The sequence below is a fragment of the Rhodococcus sp. ACPA4 genome, from assembly GCF_002300185.1.
GTDB classification, from domain to species: domain Bacteria; phylum Actinomycetota; class Actinomycetes; order Mycobacteriales; family Mycobacteriaceae; genus Rhodococcus_F; species Rhodococcus_F globerula.
Map to the genome: position 1 here is coordinate 4,974,436 of NZ_NSDY01000001.1, position 20,495 is coordinate 4,994,930.

The 20,495-nt window shown below is 61.3% G+C and carries 19 protein-coding genes; 13 read left to right on the forward strand and 6 right to left on the reverse strand.

Annotated features, from left to right (window positions below):
• Window positions 1–15 precede the first annotated feature (15 nt).
• From CJ178_RS22780 to CJ178_RS22795, 4 genes are all read left to right on the forward strand, one after another.
• Entirely contained in the window at window positions 16–384 is a 369-nt protein-coding gene (locus CJ178_RS22780; RefSeq protein ID WP_095887724.1) for a hypothetical protein, read from the forward strand.
• A gap of 112 nt (window positions 385–496) precedes the next feature.
• Window positions 497–733: a hypothetical protein gene (locus tag CJ178_RS22785; RefSeq protein ID WP_233364838.1), complete on the forward strand. Its 237-nt coding sequence runs from the start codon at window positions 497–499 to the stop codon at window positions 731–733.
• Between the two features lie 49 nt (window positions 734–782).
• Window positions 783–2,048, forward strand: coding sequence for an aspartate kinase (locus CJ178_RS22790; RefSeq protein WP_019746567.1), 1,266 nt, complete (start codon window positions 783–785; stop codon window positions 2,046–2,048).
• 6 nt (window positions 2,049–2,054) lie between these two features.
• Window positions 2,055–3,089: an aspartate-semialdehyde dehydrogenase gene (locus CJ178_RS22795; RefSeq protein ID WP_095887725.1), complete on the forward strand. Its 1,035-nt coding sequence runs from the start codon at window positions 2,055–2,057 to the stop codon at window positions 3,087–3,089.
• A 62-nt stretch (window positions 3,090–3,151) separates the two neighbouring features.
• Here the strand turns inward: CJ178_RS22795 and CJ178_RS22800 are convergent, their stop codons facing one another.
• Window positions 3,152–3,493 (reverse strand): Imm51 family immunity protein, encoded by a 342-nt coding sequence (locus CJ178_RS22800; RefSeq protein WP_033235895.1) that lies wholly within the window; start codon window positions 3,491–3,493, stop codon window positions 3,152–3,154.
• Between the two features lie 43 nt (window positions 3,494–3,536).
• Window positions 3,537–4,178, reverse strand: a complete 642-nt coding sequence (locus CJ178_RS22805) for a TetR/AcrR family transcriptional regulator (RefSeq protein WP_095887726.1) — start codon at window positions 4,176–4,178, stop codon at window positions 3,537–3,539.
• Window positions 4,179–4,325: 147 nt separating this feature from the next.
• On the opposite strand from CJ178_RS22805, the gene CJ178_RS22810 reads away from it, so the two are divergent.
• Window positions 4,326–5,258 carry an oxygenase MpaB family protein gene (locus tag CJ178_RS22810; protein ID WP_095887727.1) on the forward strand — a complete coding sequence of 311 codons (933 nt, stop codon included), beginning with the start codon at window positions 4,326–4,328 and terminating at the stop codon, window positions 5,256–5,258.
• 83 nt (window positions 5,259–5,341) lie between these two features.
• On the opposite strand, the gene CJ178_RS22815 is transcribed toward CJ178_RS22810, so the two are convergent.
• Complete coding sequence (locus CJ178_RS22815; protein WP_045066527.1) at window positions 5,342–6,658, reverse strand: HNH endonuclease signature motif containing protein; 1,317 nt, start codon at window positions 6,656–6,658, stop codon at window positions 5,342–5,344.
• A 268-nt stretch (window positions 6,659–6,926) separates the two neighbouring features.
• Between CJ178_RS22815 and CJ178_RS22820 the strand changes: the two genes are divergently transcribed.
• Genes CJ178_RS22820 through CJ178_RS22830 form a run of 3 tightly spaced genes read left to right on the forward strand, consistent with a single transcriptional unit; the run spans window position 6,927 to window position 10,853 of the window.
• Window positions 6,927–8,702, forward strand: coding sequence for a multicopper oxidase family protein (locus tag CJ178_RS22820; RefSeq protein WP_172937728.1), 1,776 nt, complete (start codon window positions 6,927–6,929; stop codon window positions 8,700–8,702).
• Between the two features lie 38 nt (window positions 8,703–8,740).
• Window positions 8,741–9,955: a CaiB/BaiF CoA transferase family protein gene (locus CJ178_RS22825; protein ID WP_095887728.1), complete on the forward strand. Its 1,215-nt coding sequence runs from the start codon at window positions 8,741–8,743 to the stop codon at window positions 9,953–9,955.
• A gap of 1 nt (window position 9,956) precedes the next feature.
• Entirely contained in the window at window positions 9,957–10,853 is an 897-nt protein-coding gene (locus CJ178_RS22830; protein WP_095887729.1) for a hydroxymethylglutaryl-CoA lyase, read from the forward strand.
• Between the two features lie 14 nt (window positions 10,854–10,867).
• Here the strand turns inward: CJ178_RS22830 and CJ178_RS22835 are convergent, their stop codons facing one another.
• Entirely contained in the window at window positions 10,868–12,502 is a 1,635-nt protein-coding gene (locus tag CJ178_RS22835; protein ID WP_306453207.1) for a multicopper oxidase family protein, read from the reverse strand.
• A 387-nt stretch (window positions 12,503–12,889) separates the two neighbouring features.
• Between CJ178_RS22835 and CJ178_RS22840 the strand changes: the two genes are divergently transcribed.
• Window positions 12,890–13,441, forward strand: a complete 552-nt coding sequence (locus CJ178_RS22840; RefSeq protein ID WP_033235901.1) for a TetR/AcrR family transcriptional regulator — start codon at window positions 12,890–12,892, stop codon at window positions 13,439–13,441.
• Between the two features lie 33 nt (window positions 13,442–13,474).
• Here the strand turns inward: CJ178_RS22840 and CJ178_RS22845 are convergent, their stop codons facing one another.
• Together CJ178_RS22845 and CJ178_RS22850 are read right to left on the reverse strand one after the other, a co-directional pair.
• On the reverse strand, window positions 13,475–14,530 hold the full coding sequence (locus CJ178_RS22845) for a lipocalin-like domain-containing protein (protein WP_095887731.1): 1,056 nt from the start codon (window positions 14,528–14,530) through the stop codon (window positions 13,475–13,477).
• Window positions 14,531–14,540: 10 nt separating this feature from the next.
• Window positions 14,541–15,791 (reverse strand): oxygenase MpaB family protein, encoded by a 1,251-nt coding sequence (locus CJ178_RS22850; protein WP_095888108.1) that lies wholly within the window; start codon window positions 15,789–15,791, stop codon window positions 14,541–14,543.
• Between the two features lie 177 nt (window positions 15,792–15,968).
• Between CJ178_RS22850 and CJ178_RS22855 the strand changes: the two genes are divergently transcribed.
• From CJ178_RS22855 to CJ178_RS22870, 4 genes are read left to right on the forward strand one after another with little or no spacing between them, the layout of a single operon-like run.
• Complete coding sequence (locus CJ178_RS22855; protein ID WP_230590310.1) at window positions 15,969–16,493, forward strand: TetR/AcrR family transcriptional regulator; 525 nt, start codon at window positions 15,969–15,971, stop codon at window positions 16,491–16,493.
• Window positions 16,490–17,974, forward strand: a complete 1,485-nt coding sequence (locus CJ178_RS22860; protein WP_095887732.1) for a flavin-containing monooxygenase — start codon at window positions 16,490–16,492, stop codon at window positions 17,972–17,974. The genes CJ178_RS22855 and CJ178_RS22860 overlap by 4 nt, the downstream gene beginning before the upstream one ends.
• Window positions 17,971–19,686, forward strand: a complete 1,716-nt coding sequence (locus CJ178_RS22865) for a GMC oxidoreductase (protein ID WP_095887733.1) — start codon at window positions 17,971–17,973, stop codon at window positions 19,684–19,686. Before CJ178_RS22860 ends, CJ178_RS22865 begins: the two co-directional genes overlap by 4 nt.
• Window positions 19,670–20,317 (forward strand): hypothetical protein, encoded by a 648-nt coding sequence (locus tag CJ178_RS22870; protein ID WP_095887734.1) that lies wholly within the window; start codon window positions 19,670–19,672, stop codon window positions 20,315–20,317. The genes CJ178_RS22865 and CJ178_RS22870 overlap by 17 nt, the downstream gene beginning before the upstream one ends.
• Window positions 20,318–20,495: the final 178 nt, after the last annotated feature.

A 20,495-nucleotide genomic window follows, 5' to 3' on the forward strand; every position in this document is an offset into this window, starting at 1 on the left:
TGATCGACTGATCGCATGGATGATCCTCGAATTGCTGTGGCGCGCGCATACCTCGATGCGCTTCTCTCCCACGACGGTAATTCAGTGCCGCTGGCTCCGGATGCCGTGCGACACGAGGCGGGGATCAAAACCGGGTTTTCGGGAAATCACTTGCGGCGCAGCCTGTCCGGCGGTCCACAGTTTCGTCTGGTGCGTGCGATCCGAGATGTGGAATGGAGCGTCGACGGCGATAATGTCGTAGCCGAGTACCTCCTCGACGCAGGGTTGTTCGGCAAGAATCTGATGACGGTCGACGTGCACGAGACCTTCCGAATACCTCCCGACGACCTCCGTATCCACCGCATCACGGCCAAGATCAAGCCCACTCGCGGCAATCGCCTGTGACCCGAGCGTCGCGATGGATACTCTGCTGTGTCCTGATCGTGACCGGTGCGTTGAGCACCGCGGCCTGGCGCTGGCTGTCGTGCGCCGGGATTATTTACACAATCAAGACATCGTGTCCCCGGATGCGGCTGTTGCAGTGTTCGACACCGTCGCGAGTTCACTGGTCAGCAGCATCCGCATCCTCCTCGCCTGCGGAGTTGCCGTCGCCGTTGTCGGTTACGTTGCCGGTGGTTCACGTTCCGCGACGTCAATGCGAAACGGGATCTCGCAACTGATCCGGCGTGAATCCGAACCCGAGGTAAGGGCCGAGGTCAGTACGCGTCGGGAAGTCCCAGGACCACGTCGGTAAGCTCGACCTCTGGTATCTGTAAACAATTTCGACCTGGAGGTAGAAACGCGTGGCTCTCGTCGTCCAGAAGTACGGCGGATCCTCGGTGGCAACCGCCGAGCGCATCCGACGAGTCGCTGAACGGATCGTCGAGACCAAGAAGGCCGGCAATGATGTCGTCGTCGTGGTGTCTGCGATGGGCGATACCACCGATGAGCTGCTCGACCTGGCTCAGCAGGTGTGCCCTTCCCCGCCGGCCCGTGAAATGGACATGCTGCTGACCTCGGGTGAGCGCATCTCCAACTCCTTGGTTGCGATGGCAATTCATTCTCTCGGCGCTGAGGCTCGTTCGTTCTCGGGCTCACAAGCCGGAGTCATCACGACCGGCAGCCACGGAAACGCCAAGATCATCGACGTCACGCCCGGCCGTGTTCGCACGGCGCTCGACGAAGGCTCGATCGTTCTGGTCGCCGGATTCCAAGGCGTCAGCCAGGACAGTAAAGACATCACGACGCTCGGACGCGGTGGATCGGACACCACCGCCGTAGCGTTGGCAGCTGCGCTCAACGCCGACGTGTGCGAGATCTACACCGACGTCGACGGCGTTTTCTCCGCCGACCCGCGCATCGTCCCCGACGCTCACCGCCTCGAGACGGTTTCCTTCGAGGAAATGCTCGAACTCGCAGCGTGTGGTGCCAAGGTGCTCATGCTCCGGTGCGTCGAGTACGCCCGTCGTTACAACGTGCCCGTGCACGTCCGTTCGTCATACACCACCAAGCCCGGAACAATCGTGTCCGGATCGATGGAGGACATTCCTGTGGAAGAGGCCCTGATCACCGGAGTCGCGCACGATCGCGGCGAAGCCAAGATCACCGTTGTCGGATTGCCGGACACACCGGGACATGCTGCCAAGGTGTTCCGCGCTGTCTCCGATGCCGAGATCAACATCGACATGGTGCTGCAGAACATCTCCAAGGTGGAGACCAACAAGACGGACATCACCTTCACGCTGCCGACCGCCGACGGCCCCCGCGCCGTCGAGATCCTGACCAAGCGTCAGGAAGACATCGGCTTCACACAGATCTTGTTCGACGACCACATCGGCAAGGTCTCCCTGGTCGGTGCCGGAATGCGGAGCCACCCGGGCGTCACGGCCACGTTCTGTGAGGCACTGGCCAAGGCCGACATCAACATCGACCTCATCTCGACCTCCGAGATCCGCATCTCCGTGCTGGTCAAGGACACCGAACTCGACGACGCCGTGCGCGTTATCCACGCCGCTTTCGGTCTCGGCGGCGACGAAGAAGCTGTAGTACACGCAGGAACAGGACGGTAATTTCTGATGACAACAATCGCTGTTGTCGGTGCGACCGGTCAGGTCGGCATCGTCATGCGCACTCTGCTCGAAGAACGTAACTTCCCCGCGGACAAGGTGCGGTTCTTTGCGTCGGCACGCTCCGCCGGTAAGAAGCTGACGTTCCGCGGCGAAGAGATCGTTGTCGAGGATGCCGCAGCAACGTCCGACGAGGATCTGAAGGGCATCGACATCGCCCTCTTCTCCGCCGGTGCGACGCTGTCCCGTGCGCAGGCTCCGCGCTTTGCCGCGGCCGGTGCGACGGTTGTCGACAACTCTTCCGCATGGCGCAAGGATCCCGAGGTTCCCCTCGTGGTCAGCGAAGTCAATCCGCAGGACACGAAGAACCTGGTCAAGGGCATCATCGCGAACCCCAACTGCACCACCATGGCAGCGATGCCGGTGCTGAAGGTTCTGCACGACGAAGCCGGTCTGCAGCGATTGATCGTCTCCAGCTACCAGGCTGTGTCCGGTAGCGGCATCGCCGGCGTCGAGGAACTCCTCGGCCAGGTGCGCGCCGTTGTCGGCGACGCCGAGAAGCTGGTTCACGACGGCAGCGCTGTCGACTTCCCGGCCCCGAACAACTACGTCGCCCCCATCGCGTTCAACGTCCTGCCGCTGGCAGGTTCGCTGGTCGACGACGGAAGCGGCGAGACCGACGAGGATCAGAAGCTCCGCAACGAGAGCCGCAAGATCCTCGGGCTTCCCGATCTGTTGGTTTCGGGCACCTGCGTGCGCGTACCCGTCGTGACCGGGCACTCGCTCGCGATCAACGCGGAGTTCGCCAACCCGCTCTCGGTTGCTCGCGCCAAGGAACTGCTGGCCGACGCTCCGGGCGTCGAGCTGGTCGAGGTTCCGACGCCGCTCGCCGCCGCCGGTGGCAACGCGTCGCTGGTCGGTCGCATCCGTCAGGACGAGGGTGTCCCCGAAGGCCGCGGACTCGCGCTCTTCGTCTCGGGCGACAACCTGCGTAAGGGTGCCGCGCTCAACACGATTCAGATTGCCGAGCTGCTGGTCGGCTAGTCCTTTGTTCGGTATCGGCCCCGCACCTAGGTGTGGGGCCGATGTCGTTTCGATAGGGAGTTCTAGTCGAGTTCGGAAATGGCGACGAGTCCGCCGAGGTACTCGGCATCCGAATACGCCTTGGCGAGAAGCACACCGAGTTCACCAAGAGCTTCGTGGTCGCCGCCGTACGCAACAAACATGCCCGCTTCGGGATCGGTGCCGAATCGGCCCTCAAGATGTGGTGCGTCGCGACCCACCACTGCATGGGCCACCGAAGCCCAGTCGTAGCCGGAACCTTCGAAGCCCTCTACCTGCTCGAATACCGCTGCCACCTTGCCGAAGTGCTGGTCGGTGAGCATCAGTGACCAGTTTCCGGGAGATGTTTCGAAGAGCTGCAGCGGTTCGATCGATGGTGATGTCATGCGTGTATTGAAGCAGATCCGACCGACAGGTTTCAGTGGTCTGCTAACGCCCGACCGACTGAGCGAGCGCAACGGCAAAGGCGGAAAGTCGTTCTCGGGTATACGTTTCGGGGTCGCTGACGGCCAACCGTCCGAGCATTTCGGCAAACGACATCATGGTATGCGCGAGTAGAACCGGATCAAGGCCCTCGAGCTTCGGTTCGAGGGCAATCCCGGCGCGGGCCAGTTCTTCGGCGCGGGCGAAGACGGCTCCGCGAGAGAGCTTCAGCAAGCCGTGATACTCGCTGGGGGCGTTTTCGACAGACGTCAGAATCAGGCGCCAGCGCGTCGGGTTCTCGAGTACGGCGTCGACGAAGGCGCCAACGGTTCCGGTGTATGACGCCGCTGGGCCGAGTTCGCTCAGATCCGTCGGCATGGTTTCGAGCACCTGAGCGATGGCTCGCTCGTGCTCGCGGCGCAGGAGTGCGGCGACGAGATCGGTCCTGGTATCGAAAATCGTGTAAAGGACGGGCTTGCCGACGCCGGCTTCGGCAGCGACGGATTCCATGCTGAGGTTGTGCAGGCCTACGCGGCCGGTGACCTCGAATGCTGCGTCGAGCAACTGTTCGCGTCGTTGCTCGGGCGCCATGCGAGGGGCGTATTTGCGTCGCGGTGTGTCCGTTGTGTCTGCCTGTGACCTGGTCATCGTGTGCCTCACCTCCGATCCCACCCTAATCTGCCTGCCACTTCTTCGTGAATAATACGCAACCGTTGTATTCGGCGTCCGCAATTGTTACGGTGGCGTTGTATTCAATGGTGGTTGGTGGGGCGGCAGAGATGAAGGGGACCTCGAATGTCTGGACTGGCTATGGATCGACCGCGCGAGGATTACGGCTTCTTCGGCCCAGGATCACCCAGTTGGAAGATCTGGGCCGCGCCGACAGCATTGATCGGCTTCCAGCGGTCGGTGGTGCTCGAGCACTTCGACCCCTTCCTTGCCGCGGCGGTGGCAGATATGAGTGGTATCTACAGTGATCCAGCGGGGCGACTCGACCGAACACTGGCATACTTCCTGACTGTCGCGACCGCCGACGGGCGGACGGCGATGGCCTTGTCCGACCATCTCATGACGGTTCATGCTCAGGCCACGGGCATCGAACCGATCACCGGAACTCGTTACAGTGCAAACAATCCGGCCTCGCAACTCTGGATCCATGTGACCGGTTGGCATTCGGTGCTCAAGTGCTACGAAATGTACGGTCCGGGTCCACTTTCTGCCGTCGAAGAGCAGCGGTACTGGGAGGAATGTGTAGTTGCCGCGCAGTTGCAGACATGCAAGGCATCCGACGTTCCACGCTCCCGCGAAGAGGTACGTGAGTACTTTGCAGAGATCAGGCCGAGGCTGTGTACGTCCGAGCGCGCCGACCGAGCGATGCACTATCTGCTGAGAACGCCCAGGGCGCAGGGAAAGACGAAGTTCGCGACTTTCAGTCGATTGGTCGCGCCGGCAACAATCGCGACATTGCCGGGCTGGATGCGAACCATGGGTGGATTTGATCAACCGGCGTTGCTGGACAAGGCAATTGCACCGGCAGTGCGAACTGCGGTGCGTGTGGGTAGTTCGCCGAAGAATATGACCGCTGCTCTGAAAGTCATTGCGCCGATGACCGGCAAGGTGTTGGAGCGCCATCTGCGTGACGAGCAACCTCTCGACCCGAGGGTTGTCACGCCGGCGGAAATTCGGGAGCGATTCCCGCGCATCACCAGAGTTCCGCAGGCAGTCTGACTGAACCCACGGCTTTTGGCACCGCATCGAGGTCTCCTTCGATGCGGTGCTCGGCCGTGTTCTGTTGTGCCTGAGACGTTTTCTCAGGTTCGATAGGTGTTGTTTGCCGGTCTTGGGTGTTGCTGCGGGTCGATCGCCGGCGGCGGAATGAACCAGGGTTTGTTGTCGGCGCCCATCCGGATCTCCCATTTGCCAACAAATCCGGTTTTGCGGTGCATGAGCCGATGATGTGAACGACACAGCAGGACAAGGTTGTTCATCACCGTCGGCCCGCCGTTCGACCAGTGACGGATATGGTGGGCGTCGGTCCACGCCGGCACGCACTCACACCCTGGGAAGGCGCAGCCTTTGTCCCGGGCGATCAATGCGACCCGTTGTTCGGCTGTGACCAATCGTTTTCCGGGTCTCGCATCGAGTGGCGCTCCGTGGTCGTCGAGTAGGACTGTCGACAGGAAGCAGTCGCAGCCGAGCAGTCTGGTCTGCGAGACCGACAGTGGTCCCATCCACGGCATGTGGCCCACGTCGAGATCGGAGAGGTCCGGATCGAGTGAAGCTTCTTCCTCTGCAACGGCTTCTTGCGCCGCGCAGTCTCGATGCTCGGCGAGATCTCGGGCATTGATGTGCACGTTCAGATGCGGCCGCTGGCCGCCGTCGATACCGGTTTTTGCGCAATCGAGATAGCGGCGGATCAGTTCGGTGAATCCGTCGGCTGTTCGCTTGGCTGCCGAACGGGCATCAGGAGTTCCGTCCGGTGCTGGGGTGGGCATGGTCAGATTCGACAGGGCAGAGAGAAGCATTTCGCCGGTGACGGCGTCGAAATCGCCTCGAACGACAACCCGACCGTTCAACGTCGACGCGATCCGGAGCTCGTTCCGGTCGATATCTTCGGCCGGTGGAATGTTGTCGGACTCGAACATTCGCTCCAACGTGGCGATGACGTACCGCAGCTTGGTTGTTGTCGCGTCGACTCCTGATGCCGCAGCCAGGAGAACGTCGATGCACTGGGGAAGTGCCTCGGCCGGCATTCCTTTTGGTGGGGACTCGCAGAACGAAATAATCAGTGCCGCATGATCGAACGAGCAATCTCCGGCGTCGAAGCGTTGTGCGACTGCGGGAAACGCCCGCAGTGCGACGCCAAGGGCGGCGATCTTGTTTCCGGCAGGGATCTGCAGCATCGTATTTGCTGCCAGCCATCGGCCGACGCCGCGGTAGCAGAGCACATGGTCGTCCGGGCGCAGCGAGAGTTCGTCGACCACGGCCACGCGGATCGCTTCGAGTCGCAAAATCTCCGCGCTCGCCTCGATTGCGGCCGAACGAAGGTCAGCTACCGGCGCTTGCCACAGCCTTGACCGTAATCCCACGGCAGAACCGGAAACCACATCTGACGTATCGATTCTCATTGAATTCCCCCGATCCGGATCCCCCGATCCGCATAACTCCATCCTAATCGAACACAGTTTCGAGTTCAAGGGTTTTCTCGAACTCTCGACTCGGTCTCGTCGATCAGGATGTCGAGTCCTCGGCGGAAGGCAGTCGGTGTTTGACCTCGAAGCCGCAGGGGTAATCCGGTCCGGATGCCGTCAGCGATAGGGGCCTGTAGTGGATGAACCTGTGGTGGGCAAGCCGCACAAGATCCGTCGACGCGCGGTGCTGCAGGGCTTGGGATTGATGGCAGGACTTGGCGCGCTGTCGGTGGGGTCCGCTTCAGCTCGGGAATCTGCGCACGCAGCTTTGCCCGACATCGACCCGCTGCGGCCGCTCCAATTGCCTTCGCCACGGTTGGAACCCTTTCGTGAGGCGCTGGTATTTCCGCCGAAATTGGCCGGTAGCGACCTGGAGCTTCGTGCCGCGTCGTCGATGCACCGGTTCCATCCTGACCTGGCGCCTTCGCCTTCGCTGGGGTACGGCGGGATGGACTACCTCGGGCCGACGATCGAGGCTCATGTCGAGCAGTCGTTAACGCTGCGGTACGCCAACGACATCACCACGCATCCTCTTGCCGCTGACGTGGATTCGCGTCTGCACGGTCTCAGCGACAACGATCGGACACAGGTTCCCACGTCGCTGCACCTGCATGGCGGTGTCACCGCGCCGCAGTACGACGGGAATCCCGAGTTGATTCAGCGTCCGGGCGAAGGATTGGTGCACGAGTTCGGCAATGCCCCCGGTAACGGGAATCCCAGCGGTAGCGGTAATCACTGGTATCACGACCACGCCATGGGGATGACTCGGCTGAACGTCTACGCGGGCTTGGCCGGTATGTATCTGCTTCGCGACAACTACGACACCGGTACGGCCGGCAATCCGCTCGGCTTACCGTCGGGGGAGTTCGAACTGCCACTGATATTGCAGGACAAGGTATTCACCTCCGACGGACGGCAAAGCGTCAGGTCGACGTGGACAACACCACAGGGTGCCTGGGATCCAGCGACGCCCGGAGACGTTGGCGTGGTGAACGGCGTTGTGTGGCCCAGAATCGAAGTGGCGCGGGGGTTGTACCGCCTGCGTGTCCTCAATGCCGCGTCGTACTCGGTGTGGAATCTGTACTTCGGAAATCGTATGCGATTCTGGGTGATCGGCTCCGAATCCGGATTGCTCGCAGCGTCGGCGCCGACGGATCATGTGCGTCTGAGCCCGGGCGAGCGGGTTGATCTCCTGGTCGACTTCGGCTTGCTCGAACCGGGTACCAGTGTGGAACTGCGCAACGATGAACCGGTGCCTTTGGCTGTGGCGCAACGCGGTACGCAGGTGATGCCCCTGTTCGCGCGGTTCGACGTGAGTAGCGCGAAGGGTTTCACCGGGTCGGTGCCGCAGCAATTGAGTTCCGCTGCCCCACCGCCCCCGGCCGTGCCCGACGTAGTCCGCAATCTGACGATCATGCAACTGTCCCGGCCGTCGAGCTATCCGTCGATCACCATGTCGCTCAACAACTTGCGGTATACCGACTCGGATATCGAATTGCCGCGTCAGGGAACCGTCGAGCAGTGGAATCTGATCAACGTCACAACAGAGCCGCATCCGATTCACCTACACCTGGTGACTTTTCGGGTCTTGGGTAGGCAGAGCATCAACACACCTGCGTACACGGCTGCGTACCCGTTGCCGGATCTCGGGACGCGCTGGACGCCGTCGGCGGACGATTTCGTGACCTCGCCGATGCGGGCGCCGGAAGTGTGGGAGACGGGCGCCAAGGATACCGTCATCGTGGATGCCAACTCCATCACGCGCATCATCGTGCGCTTCCCGACGGCCGACGAACTGGGCTTCGATCCCGACGCCACGTTCCCCCGAGCTGCGGTGGTAGATCCTGCGATGAAGGAACCTGCGATGGAACACAGTGGACACGGTGGTGGATCAGGCGATCTGCAAGGGTACGTCTGGCACTGCCACATGCTGGATCACGAGGATCACGACATGATGTTGAGGTATCGGCTGGTGACGTAACCTTTCGTAGGGAGAGACGTTCCCACGAGGAGGCTGCTGTGTCGGAAGGTGCGCCCACCGGGCCCCTGGACGGATACCGGGTAATCGAGCTCGGCACGTTGATTGCCGGACCCTTCGCCGGGAAACTGCTCGGCGACATGGGTGCCGACGTGATCAAGATCGAGTCGCCGGATCGCCCAGACCCGCTTCGCACCTGGGGGCAGGCGGAGCAGGACGGTCACCGATTCTTCTGGACGGTCCACGCCCGCAACAAGCGCTGTGTCACGCTGGATCTGCGGGTCGAGAAAGGTCGGGAACTGTTTCTGGATCTGGTCGAACACGCGGATGTCGTGGTCGAGAACTTTCGCCCGGGCACTCTCGAGAAGTGGGGTCTGGGGTTCGACGTGCTCAGTGAGCGCAATCCGAAACTGGTGCTGGCCAGAGTATCCGGGTATGGGCAGACCGGGCCGAAGGCCAAGAGCGCTGGGTATGCCTCGGTGGCCGAAGCTGTCAGCGGTTTCCGGCACCTGAACGGTTATCCCGGCCAGGCACCGCCGCGTATCGCACTCTCACTCGGGGATTCGCTCGGCGGGATGTTCGCGGTACAAGGTGTGCTGGCGGCGCTTCTGTCCCGTGAGCGAACCGGCCGCGGCCAGGTTGTGGACGTTGCACTCACAGAATCGTGTCTGGCAGTGCAGGAATCGACGATTCCCGACTACGATCGCGGCGGCATCATCCGTCAACCCTCGGGAACCAGGCTCGAAGGAATCGCGCCCTCCAACATTTATCAGACCTCCGAGGGAAACTGGGTGGTCATCGCGGCCAATCAGGACACGCTCTTCGTGCGGCTGTGCACGATAATGGGTCGACCGGAACTGGCGCAGGACGACCGATTCTCCAATCATGTTGCGCGCGGTAAACATCAGGACGAGCTCGACGAGTTGATCGGCGCGTGGGTCGCGCTGCAGGACCCCGACAGTCTGGTGGAGCGTCTGACGGAGGTGGGAGTTGTTGCCGGACCGATCAATACCGTCGAAGACGTGGTCAAGGATCCACAGTTGATCGAGCGCGGAATGCTGGTCGGTCACTACGACGACCGGATCGGTGAGGACGTCCTGGGCTTGGGCGTTGTGCCGACCTTCAGTGAGACACCAGGTTCTGTGCGGAATGCGGGAGCGTCGTCGCCGGGCCAGGACAACGCCTCCGTCTGGGGTGGACTCCTCGGGCTTTCGGACGACGAGCAGGCAACGTTGCTCGAGAAGGGAGTGATCTGACATGACGGTTACCGAAGTCAGCATTCGTGAAGTGGGTCCGCGCGACGGGCTCCAGATCGAGGCCCCGGTGCCATTGTCGGAGAAACTTCGACTCGTAGAAGCTCTTGTTGCAACCGGTGTTCCGCGCATCGAGGCCACGTCATTCGTGTCACCGCGCGCCGTTCCGGCTCTAGCCGACGCAGAAGCGCTGGCAGCAGAACTGCACCGGTGGCCAGGTGTCGAGTTCTCCGCGTTGGTGGCCGGAATCGGCGGCGCAAAACGGGCGGTAGCGGCCGGTATGGGAACCGTCGAATATGTCGTCTCGGCCTCGAACGGTCACAGTGAAGCCAATACTCGGTCCACCACCGAGCAGGCTACCGAGCGTATCGGGGACGTGGTCAAGATTGTTCACGACGCCGGAGGTCGAGTCGAAGTCATCGTTTCGACGGCGTGGGACTGCCCGTTCGACGGACCTACCCATCCTGATCGAGTGTTGCGGATTGCGGAGCAGGCCAGGGAATTCGGCGCCGATCAGTTCTCGATCGCGGATACTATCGGCACGGCAACTCCGGGACGCGTCGCGCAGTTGATCGATGCGGTTGACGCCCATGTCGGCGACTACAACCTGGGCGTTCATTTTCACAACACACGCGGCAGTGGTCTTGCTTGCGCGCTGACAGCGGTGCAGCACGGAGTTCGGAACCTCGACGCCTCCACGGGTGGGCTGGGTGGTTGCCCGTTTGCTCCCGGCGCCAGTGGAAACATCGCCACCGAAGAACTGGTCTACATGCTGGGAGACATGGGCATTGCGACGGGGATCGATCTGGACGCGTCCATCCGCGCGGCAGGTGTCGCGGAAGAGATTGTGGGTCATGCCGTTCCCAGCAACCTCCTGCGAGCGGGTGACCGGATCAGGTAGCGGGAGAGTCGAGGTCATCGGACCGTACGATATTTCAGCATCATGTCGTGGTCCTCGTGGTCGAGAATATGACAGTGCCACACATAGCCCTGGATCTGTTGTGCCGCAGTGTGATGGCCAGTGTGAGCTGAGTCGTCCGGGCTGAATAATGCGTCCGGATCGAATCCGAGTTCCTCGGCGGTGGGGAACCTTACGACGATTCGGGTGACGGTGCCGCCGTCGATCCGCACGGTGTCCTTCCATCCGGACTCCCACTGCGCCGGCCCGATCATGGGGCCCCCGAGAAATCCGTCGGCAGCAGGCGTCCACTTGTAACCGATGGGCGGTTGAGGATGTGCCGCTTGATATTCGAGGGTCTTCAAGGGTGCGCGTCCGAGAATGCGGAACATCACAAGGTGAAGGTGGATGGGATGCGGATCGGGCGTGATGTTGACGATGTCCCATTGTTCTACGGTGCCCTGCCGGGGCATTTCGATGTCGGTGCTGTCGAAGCGCAGATTGTTGAGAGACATGATGGCCGGAGGCAGGCGGAGTGCGTACGGCTGAGAGACGGTCACCGTTCGGATCACCGTGGGAACCTCGAGCGGCGCAAGCGCCGACGGTTGCCGTGCAACGCCGCGAAGCGAGTTCGGCACAGTGCCGGTGAACCCGCGACGGGAATCGGCGACAAAACGGCAGAACACCGGCATCGCTACCTCGCCGAGCATTGCAGCCTGGAAGGGTGGTTGCTCGTCGTTGATCAATTCGACGGCATCACCTTCGCGGAAGCCGGTGAAATCCACGAGCACGTCGATGCGTTCACCGGGTGAAAGCCGAAAGCTTGTCGTGCGTACCGGAGCGTCGAGTAGGCCATGTTCGTTGCCGATGACCGCGAAGTGCATCCCGTTGCTGAAGTGCAGGTTCCACACGCTGTACGACCCGGCATTGATGATGCGGAAACGGTACAAACCGCGTGCCACATTCATCCGCGGCCACACCTTGCCGTTAACCACACCGACGTCTCCGACGGCACCGCCCTCCCAGGAACCCTGCGGGACGATCGGGGTGGAACGCACGGATTGATACCCGTCGGCCGTGAAGATCTTCTCCTGGAGAATCAGGGGCATCTCGTACTCTTCGGCGGGTAGTCCCAGTGGGTTTCCCTCTCGGCCGGTGTCGAATTCGTCACGCAGGAAATACTGACCGGCCAACCCGGCGTAGACATTCAAGCGGGTGATGCCCATGGCGTGATCGTGGTACCACAAATGGCCCGCGTGCTGTTCGTTCGGAAAATGGTGAGTGATGCTGCGTCCGGGAGCTATGGCTAGAAGCGGATGCCCATCGCTGCCGGGTGGTGTGACACCGCCGTGAAGGTGCAGCGACGACGGGGGAGCCAGCCGGTGATCTTCGGTGACTCCGTGGATGCTGGTGTCCATGTCGTCTGCCAGTGGATGGCGTTCGAGCCGGTTGGTGAAGTTCAGTGTGAGTGCCTCTCCGACATGGCATTCGATGGTGGGGCCCAGGTAGTGGTCACCGCCGAACCCCAGCGACGGCACAGCATCGAAATCCCGGTGGAATTGGTGGCGGTGTACAGCGGCGTCGAGTGAGAGAGTGGTTCCGGTTCCGGAAATAACACGCGGCCGGGGGAGTTCATCGACGAAGGGCGTCATGGGAGGTGAGTGAAAGATCAGTGGACTGCGCAGTTCGCTCCGGGTCGGAGTATGCGTAGCCGACACCAAAGCCGCGCTGGTTCCAGCGAGGCCGATCGCACGAAACAAAGCACGCCTCGTGAACCTTTGGCTCACCGGTTGCACCTCCTCCGAGATTCAGTCTTCCATACCGCACCGTATGGTATGGACGTCAGCTATGTCCACAACTCGGTGAAATACAGCTCGGTGCAGAAGAATTCGAAACATCCGCGGCGTAGGTCAGGCAACGAACTGGCGCTGTAAAGGTTGACGTGGTGTCGTGCAGTGATGCGATGGACCAGCCGTGGGCATCTATGATCGAGGAGTGAGAGTGAGAACTGAACGCGCCCGCGAGAACGGCCTGCGCTGATGGCGCGGGCCAACCGTCTGAGCGTCGAGAGTTGGCTCGACGCGGCCTTTGATCTTCTCGTGCGAGAGGGGGTTTCCGGGGTCAAGATTTCCACGTTGTGCGACGAACTCGGAGTCACGAAAGGCAGCTTCTACTGGCATTTCGACGATCTCGGCGCGCTGATGGAAGCGATGGCCGACTATTGGTGCGGCACACAGAACGACGCTGTGCGAGGGCTCGCGTCCGTCGAATCAATTCCGGTGGAGCAGCGATTCGAGATGATGGCCCAACTGCTGATCGACGAGCGCAATTGGTCCGTCGAAATCGCGGTGCGAGAATGGGCACGAAGTGACGAGAAAGTAGCCGAGGCCGTACGTCAGCTCGATCAACGAATCTTCGATATCATCCAGGAAGCACTGTTGGAGTTGAATTTTGACGCCGAAGGTGCGCGCCTGCGGGCAGGTGCTCTGGTGTATGCCGGAATCGGATTCGTTCACGGCCGAGGCAGTCTCCCGACGCCCACCAGCGCCGAGCTCCGAAAAATCTTCACGCTGCTGACGCAGGAAAGCTGATGGCGCAACGTCCACACTCGAATGCCTCATCGCTCATTTGAGCGCAACCATCTCGTGCAGAGTTGATCCTGTCCGCTCGATCATTTCTCCGTCGATCGTCACCTTCAGAACGAAGTCGGAACGGAAACGAAAATATCCGGGGCGGCCGAGAAGTCGATTCAGTACGGGCTTGACCAGTCGGGTTCGGGCTACCGGAACGTCAGCCAGGAAATCGTGCGCATGAACTACCTCGCGCACCGTCAGCGTGAGATCCACCGACCCCGGAATGTGCAGACGCAGCGTCGACGGAAACGAGCGATTCGCGACGTCGTGGAAGACCGTCGGCCCTTCGGTCATTTCCAGTTCACCGTTGCTCAGAACGACACTGTCACCGCGGGCCAGCATCAGCGGCAGCGACCAGTGCTCGCCGTATTTCTTCTGGGTGTGCACGGTGGCGTAGACCAGTGAGAAGTCGTCGACATACAACCGCCCCCAGTACCAGCGATCGATGATCCGCTTCATGTCCCCGACGCCCCAGTTGTGGTCGTGATAGCCGCGACCACGGGCATCGAGTGTGGCGCCGCCGATAGTGACGGTGCCCGTCACCGAGGCGCGCGGTGCGCCGACAACCCAGGCGAAGAACTCGGTGTCCCCGTACGTGGTCTGTCCGCGTCCGGGCATCCAACTCGGTACCTCGTTGCGAAATTCGAGATCGAACACAATGTCTTCTTCTTCGAGATGCACTCTGTGTACCGGCAGGTCTCCCGAATCGAATTCGGCTACAGCGCTGTTCGGGCCTATCCGAACATCGCACTTGTCCGTTGATGCACTGACGTCGGCGGAGGAATACGGCTTGACGACTTCCCGGCGCGTACCGTCCGGGGAATAGATATGGATTTCGATTCCGGGTTTGCGATTGACGAGTTCGCGCAGTTGTAGCATCGCAACCACGATGTGCCCACTGTCGAGGTGAGCGTCGAAGTACCAGTGTTCGAAAGCAAACTTGTTGTCTGATGGATGCGCGCCGTTGTCGCTCGGGTGCGTTCGAGTGATCTCACCGTCTTTGCGTCCCGGTCCGTTCCACGCTTCCACGATATTCATTGTCGTCATCGAGCGACTCCTATCGTCGTAGTGCGCCACTTGCATCGAATTCGGCCTCGCGGCCCTTCATTTGAGCCTGGTACCAGTTCTCGCGGTGCTTGACCATCACCTTTTCCACGATCGCGCCGGTTCCGGGGACGCAGCGCCTGATCAATTCCATCGCGGTGATGAGTGGCAATCTCAGGACGGGTATGAATAGCCAGGGAATGACACCGGGCATCCGGTACTTGCGCCGTGTACCAGGGGCCATGAACATCGCGGCGTACACCGAATTGATGCGAAAGTTGTACGCCTCTCGTAGCCGGGTGAGTCCGCGGTGGCCGTCGCGTGGCGCAAAAGCCTTCGGGTAACTCTCGATCAACTCACTGCCGTGCTTGCCGGAGTCGTAGGACCGCGACACGATCGTCATGGCCAGTGCGCGTAGGGAATCCGTGGCAGTTTCCGGGTACCACGTGGTGCGCACCCCCAAAAGGTGTCCCATGTACTTCTGGAAGTGGATCAGAGCCCGGATCTCGGACGGCGTCGTGTGGTAGCCGAGTGTCCACAGTGCGAGGCCAGGGGTGACGCTGCCGGCGATCAAAGTCAGGAGCATGTAGCTCTGACTGATAGGAAGCCCCCACTTCGAGGTATCCCATTCCGGGTGATTGGCTACTCGCGACCGCACGGACACGTGCATCACGCGAACCTTGAGAGCTGTTGCGCGACCGGCAGATCCAGGTTGGAGAAGTGCTCCCGGTTGGGATACGTCGATCCAGAATCGGCAGGTTTCGAGGAACCGGCGTAATGCGTTGTCGCCCGCATACCCGCCGGCGAGGGAGAGCGGCGTGGCAACTGCGGATTCGGTGTAGATTTCCAGTGTTTCCGCTCCTGCGAAACTGAACAGCATTGTGCCCCAGCGCCGCCAGATTGCAGCGCCCTGCTCGACCAGCGCCGGATCAACCCAGTCCGGTACCGTTTCGAATTCCTCGAACAGTGCGCGCATGGATTCCGGAGCGTCCGGCACGGCGTCGATGCCATGGGTAAGGGCGGTTTCGAGCATGGCGCGGCCGGTTTTCGCCCCGGTCTCGCCGCGATAGACCTCGTCGACAAATCGTTCGGCGACGGGATCTCCAGTGAAGAGATCATTACAGAACTGTTGTGCCTGTTCGGTAGTGGGGAAGATGTCGGCACCGGTCAGCTTTTTGACGATTGTGCGTGCGCGAGCAATTCCGGGTTTTTGTATGCCTTCCCAATAGGGGAATGCCGTAGGGGTTCGATCGCTTGCTGTCATGTCACCGCCTGATAGCAGAGTCGCGAGATTAACCATACTATACCGTATGGTACTGATTGAGAAAGTTTATTTGAAGTCAGCCTGGACTGTTTTATGTTTTCGATCTACAGTCATCATGTGACCGAGACCACTTCCGATGTGAAAGTAAGCCGTACGCAGGCAGAACGTACAGCCACGATGCGTGGGCGACTACTCGACGCAGCCATTGAATCGCTGGTCGAACTGGGTTACGCGCGGACAAGCACCCAGGAGATCGCTCGGCGAGCGGGTGTATCCCGCGGTACTCAGCTCCATCATTTCCCGACCAAGGAATCTCTGGTCGTCGCCGCTGTCGAATACCTGGTGGACAAACGGCTGGCGGAAATCCTTTCGGCAGAGGTGGACAGTGGCCGCGGACTGGAGATACTGGCCGACGCGTTTTCCGGTCCACTGTTCTATGCAGCCCTCGAACTGTGGGTGGCGGCGCGCACCGACCCCGCACTGCATGCGGCGACTGTGCCACTCGAGCGCAAGGTGAGTGAGGCGCTCGAGTTCGGTAGCGCCGAAGTCTTCGGTGATCGCTTCGACTCCGAGGCAGTCGAATTGACTGTCGAACTTGTCCGAGGGCTTGCGGTGTCAGCCCTGTTCCGTACCCCGGAAGCCGACGAAGCGCTGCGCGCGCGGCTGCTACCGGCCTGGCAATCCCGAGTGGAGAACAAGTGAAACTTCCCGAACATGTCGAAACACTGATCGTCGGTGCCGGATTCGCCGGTATGGGTCTGGCGGCCAGAGTTCTTCGCGATGACCCGGCAGCGGATGTGGTGTTGATCGAGCGAGCCGCCGACGTCGGTGGCACGTGGCGAGACAACACCTACCCCGGTTGTGCGTGTGATGTGCCGACGGCGTTGTACTCGTATTCCTTTGCCCCGAGCGCAGACTGGAGTCATACCTTTGCACGTCAGCCCGAGATCTATGCCTACCTGAAGAAGGTGGCCGCCGATACCGGCGTCGGAGATCGAGTGGTTCTGAACTGCGAACTCGAGGCCGCGATCTGGGACGAGGGAATGTCACTGTGGCACATACAGACGTCCCAAGGAGCGTTGACGGCGAAGGCTCTGGTCGCTGCGACCGGAGCGCTGTCCACGCCCAAGGTTCCCGACTTTCCCGGTCTTGACCAATTCTCCGGTACCACTTTCCATTCCGCGACGTGGAACCACGAGCACGACCTGCGCGGCGAGCGCATCGCGGTGATCGGTACCGGCGCCTCGGCGGTGCAATTCGTTCCCGAAATTGTGGAGGAGGCAACTCATGTCACCGTGTTCCAGCGAACTCCTGCCTGGGTGATTCCGCGTGCGGATAGATCACTCCCCCCAATTCAAAAGGCTCTGTACACCAAGGTCCCCGCTGCGCAGAAGGCTGTTCGCGGTACCGTCTACGGCTTTCGGGAAGCGTTGGGTGCGGCGATGTCGCATGCCACCTGGGTTTTACCGGCTTTCGAGATGGTGGCAAAGGCGCACCTGCGTCGGCAGGTGAAAGACCCCGGGTTGCGCCGGAAACTGACCCCCGATTTCACCATCGGCTGCAAGCGAATGCTCCTGTCCAACGACTGGTTGCGAACTCTCGATCGGGCGGACGTGAGCCTAGTCGACAGTGGGCTCGTCTCGGTCACCGAAGACGGAGTGGTCGACGGGCACGGAATCGAGCACAAAGTCGACACCATCATTTTTGCGACGGGATTCACGCCGACGGAACCACCTGTCGCACAACTGATAACGGGGAGGAGCGGTGCAACGCTGGCCGAACAGTGGAACGGTAGCCCCAGCGCGTACAAGGGAACGACGGTCAGCGGCTTCCCGAATCTGTTCCTGATGTACGGTCCCAACACCAACCTCGGCCACAGCTCGATCGTGTACATGCTCGAGTCTCAGGCCGAGTACGTCAACGACGCGTTGAACACCATGAAGCGGGAGGGGCTCGACACCCTCGACGTCAATGAGTCGGTACAGGTGCAGTACAACAAGGGAATTCAGCACGAATTGAAGCGCACGGTGTGGAACAAGGGCGGCTGCTCGAGTTGGTACATCGATGCGGAGGGACGTAACTCGGTGCAGTGGCCGACGTTCACTTTCACATTCCGTTCTCTGCTGGGGAATTTCGATCGGGAGAACTACTCGGCCCGGAAGATCGAAAGCGTCGAGGCATGACGGCAACGCACTACGACGTCGTAGTCATCGGGTCGGGGTTCGGCGGTAGCGTTGCCGCTCTTCGTCTGACGGAGAAGGGCTATCGCGTCGGAGTGCTCGAGTCTGGTCGCAGATTCGCCGACGACGAGCTCCCCGAAACCAGCTGGCGTCTGCGAAAGTACTTGTGGGCACCGTGGATCGGGTGCTACGGGGTTCAACGTATTCACCTGCTCCCGGATGTGCTGGTCATGGCGGGTTCCGGAGTTGGTGGCGGATCACTCAACTACGCCAACACCTTGTATCAGCCGCCCAAGCGGTTCTTCGAGGATCGTCAATGGGCGCACATCACCGACTGGCATGACGAGTTGGCGCCGTACTACGACCAGGCGAAACGAATGCTCGGGGTGCGAACCAACCCTTCGTTCACGCCCGCCGACGCCGTAATGAAGGAAGTCGCGGAAGAAATGGGTGTGGGCGAGACATTCACGTCTACCCCTGTTGGCGTCTTCTTCGGGGACGCCGGAGTGTCGGTGCCCGATCCGTTCTTCGGAGGCAAAGGACCGGAGAGAACCGGGTGTACCGAATGCGGTGGCTGCATGACGGGGTGCCGTGTCGGTGCGAAGAACACATTGGTCAAGAATTATCTGCACTTGGCCGAACATGCCGGGGCGCGAGTTCATCCGCTGACCACTGTGCGGGAACTTCGGCCACGCAAGGGCGGTGGGTATCAACTTCTCGCGCGCCGGACCGACGGTATTCGAAAGCGCGAACAGATTTTCACCGCCGACCAGGTGGTAGTGGCTGCTGGTACCTACGGGACAGCGCGATTGTTGCTCGGGATGAAGGAATCCGGAGCGCTGCCGCATCTGTCGAATGCACTGGGCACTGTGGTTCGCACCAATTCCGAAGCGGTGCTTGCGGCAACATCGAAGTCCCGTCGACGCGATTTCACGCAGGGCGTTGCGATCACGTCGTCGTTCCATCCGGACGATCACACGCACATCGAACCCGTGCGATACGGCAAGGGCAGCAATGCAATAGGTCTCCTGCAGACTGTTCTCAGCGACGGCGGCGGCAAGGTGCCGCGAGTCCTGAAGACGCTGGCAGTTGCCGCACGTCACCCGAGCGCATTTGCCCGGTCTTTATCTGTGCGGAACTGGTCCGAGCGGACTGTCATCGCGCTGGTCATGCAGACGGACGACAATTCGCTCGAACTGTCCAAGAACACAAGAAGGTTCGGGCGTTCTCTGACCAGTCGCCCCGGCCCCGGTGATCCGCTACCGACGTGGATTCCACAAGGTCACACTGCTATTCGTAAAGTTGCGCAGAAGATTGACGGTGATCCAGGTGGTTCCATCGCCGAAATCGTGAATATTCCGATGACGGCACACTTCCTCGGTGGGTGCGCGATAGGTGATTCGCCGTCGACCGGCGTGGTAGATCCTTATCTGCGCGCCTACGGGCACAACGGGTTACACGTGATGGACGGCTCGGTGGTGAGTGCCAATCTCGGTGTGAACCCCTCGCTGACCATCACCGCTCAAGCTGAGCGGGCGTGCGCGCTGTGGCCGAACGCCGGCGGAGATGACGCCCGGCCGGCTGTAGGTGATCCGTACGTTCGGCTCGTCCCGACGCCGCCGTCCAATCCGGTAGTGCCCGAGCATGCTTCGGGCGCCCTGAGACTTCCCCTGATTTTTCCAACCGAGAAGGTGCCCGATGTGGAGCGTCCCTGAATCTGCAAGCGAACGCACGGACTGGCCGGCGAGTGATCCGCCGCCGTGGCCGGCGCGGGTGCGGGCCACGTTGTGGTGGCATCGGAGCACGTCGGCGGCACGTGAACTCGGGCCGGAGGGCGGAACTATCCCGATGACCTTGGCGATGATGGTCGATTATCTGGACTCTCCGGTGGGGCCGTATCGAGAAATCTTGGCGAGTCCGGTCCTGCGGGCGCCGGGTAGGCGGATCGGGCCGATGCCTCGGATGGCGGTGCCCTTCATCGCGGTGGATTCGGAATCTTCGGTGCACGGTGGCCGCACCCATTGGGAACTACCGAAGGTTCTCGCGCAGTTCGACGGGGATGTCCTGGGCCGTGTGGCTGCGAAGGGGGACGGTTGGCAGGTGAACACCACTGCGCGGGCAAAGGGGCCGCGCCTGCCCATCGTAGGAGCTCTGGGCTTTGCGCAACCCACCGAGGGTGGTCGGTTGGCTCTCGCGTCGGCGCGGCTCACGGGCAGATTCCGTTACGCGCGCGTCGACGTCGAATCCGAGGGATCGACCTTGCCGAACTGGCTGTTAGCAGGCTCGCACCACGGAATTGTCATCACGGACGGAAAGATGAGGACGGGCCCCGCCAAGCGCGTCTAGACCGAGAAACAGGTGAAGGCCGTACAGCAAAACGCTGTACGGCCTTCGGCGTCGACGCCCCACAGGCGCCTCTCGGCGGTAGGTCGCTCGCAGCGACAATGGGGTGGGGCCCGGGGCTTGTTCGGGCGCCGACGGAGTGATCAACGGACGCCCGAGCTGTTTTGTTCCCTGGCCAAGG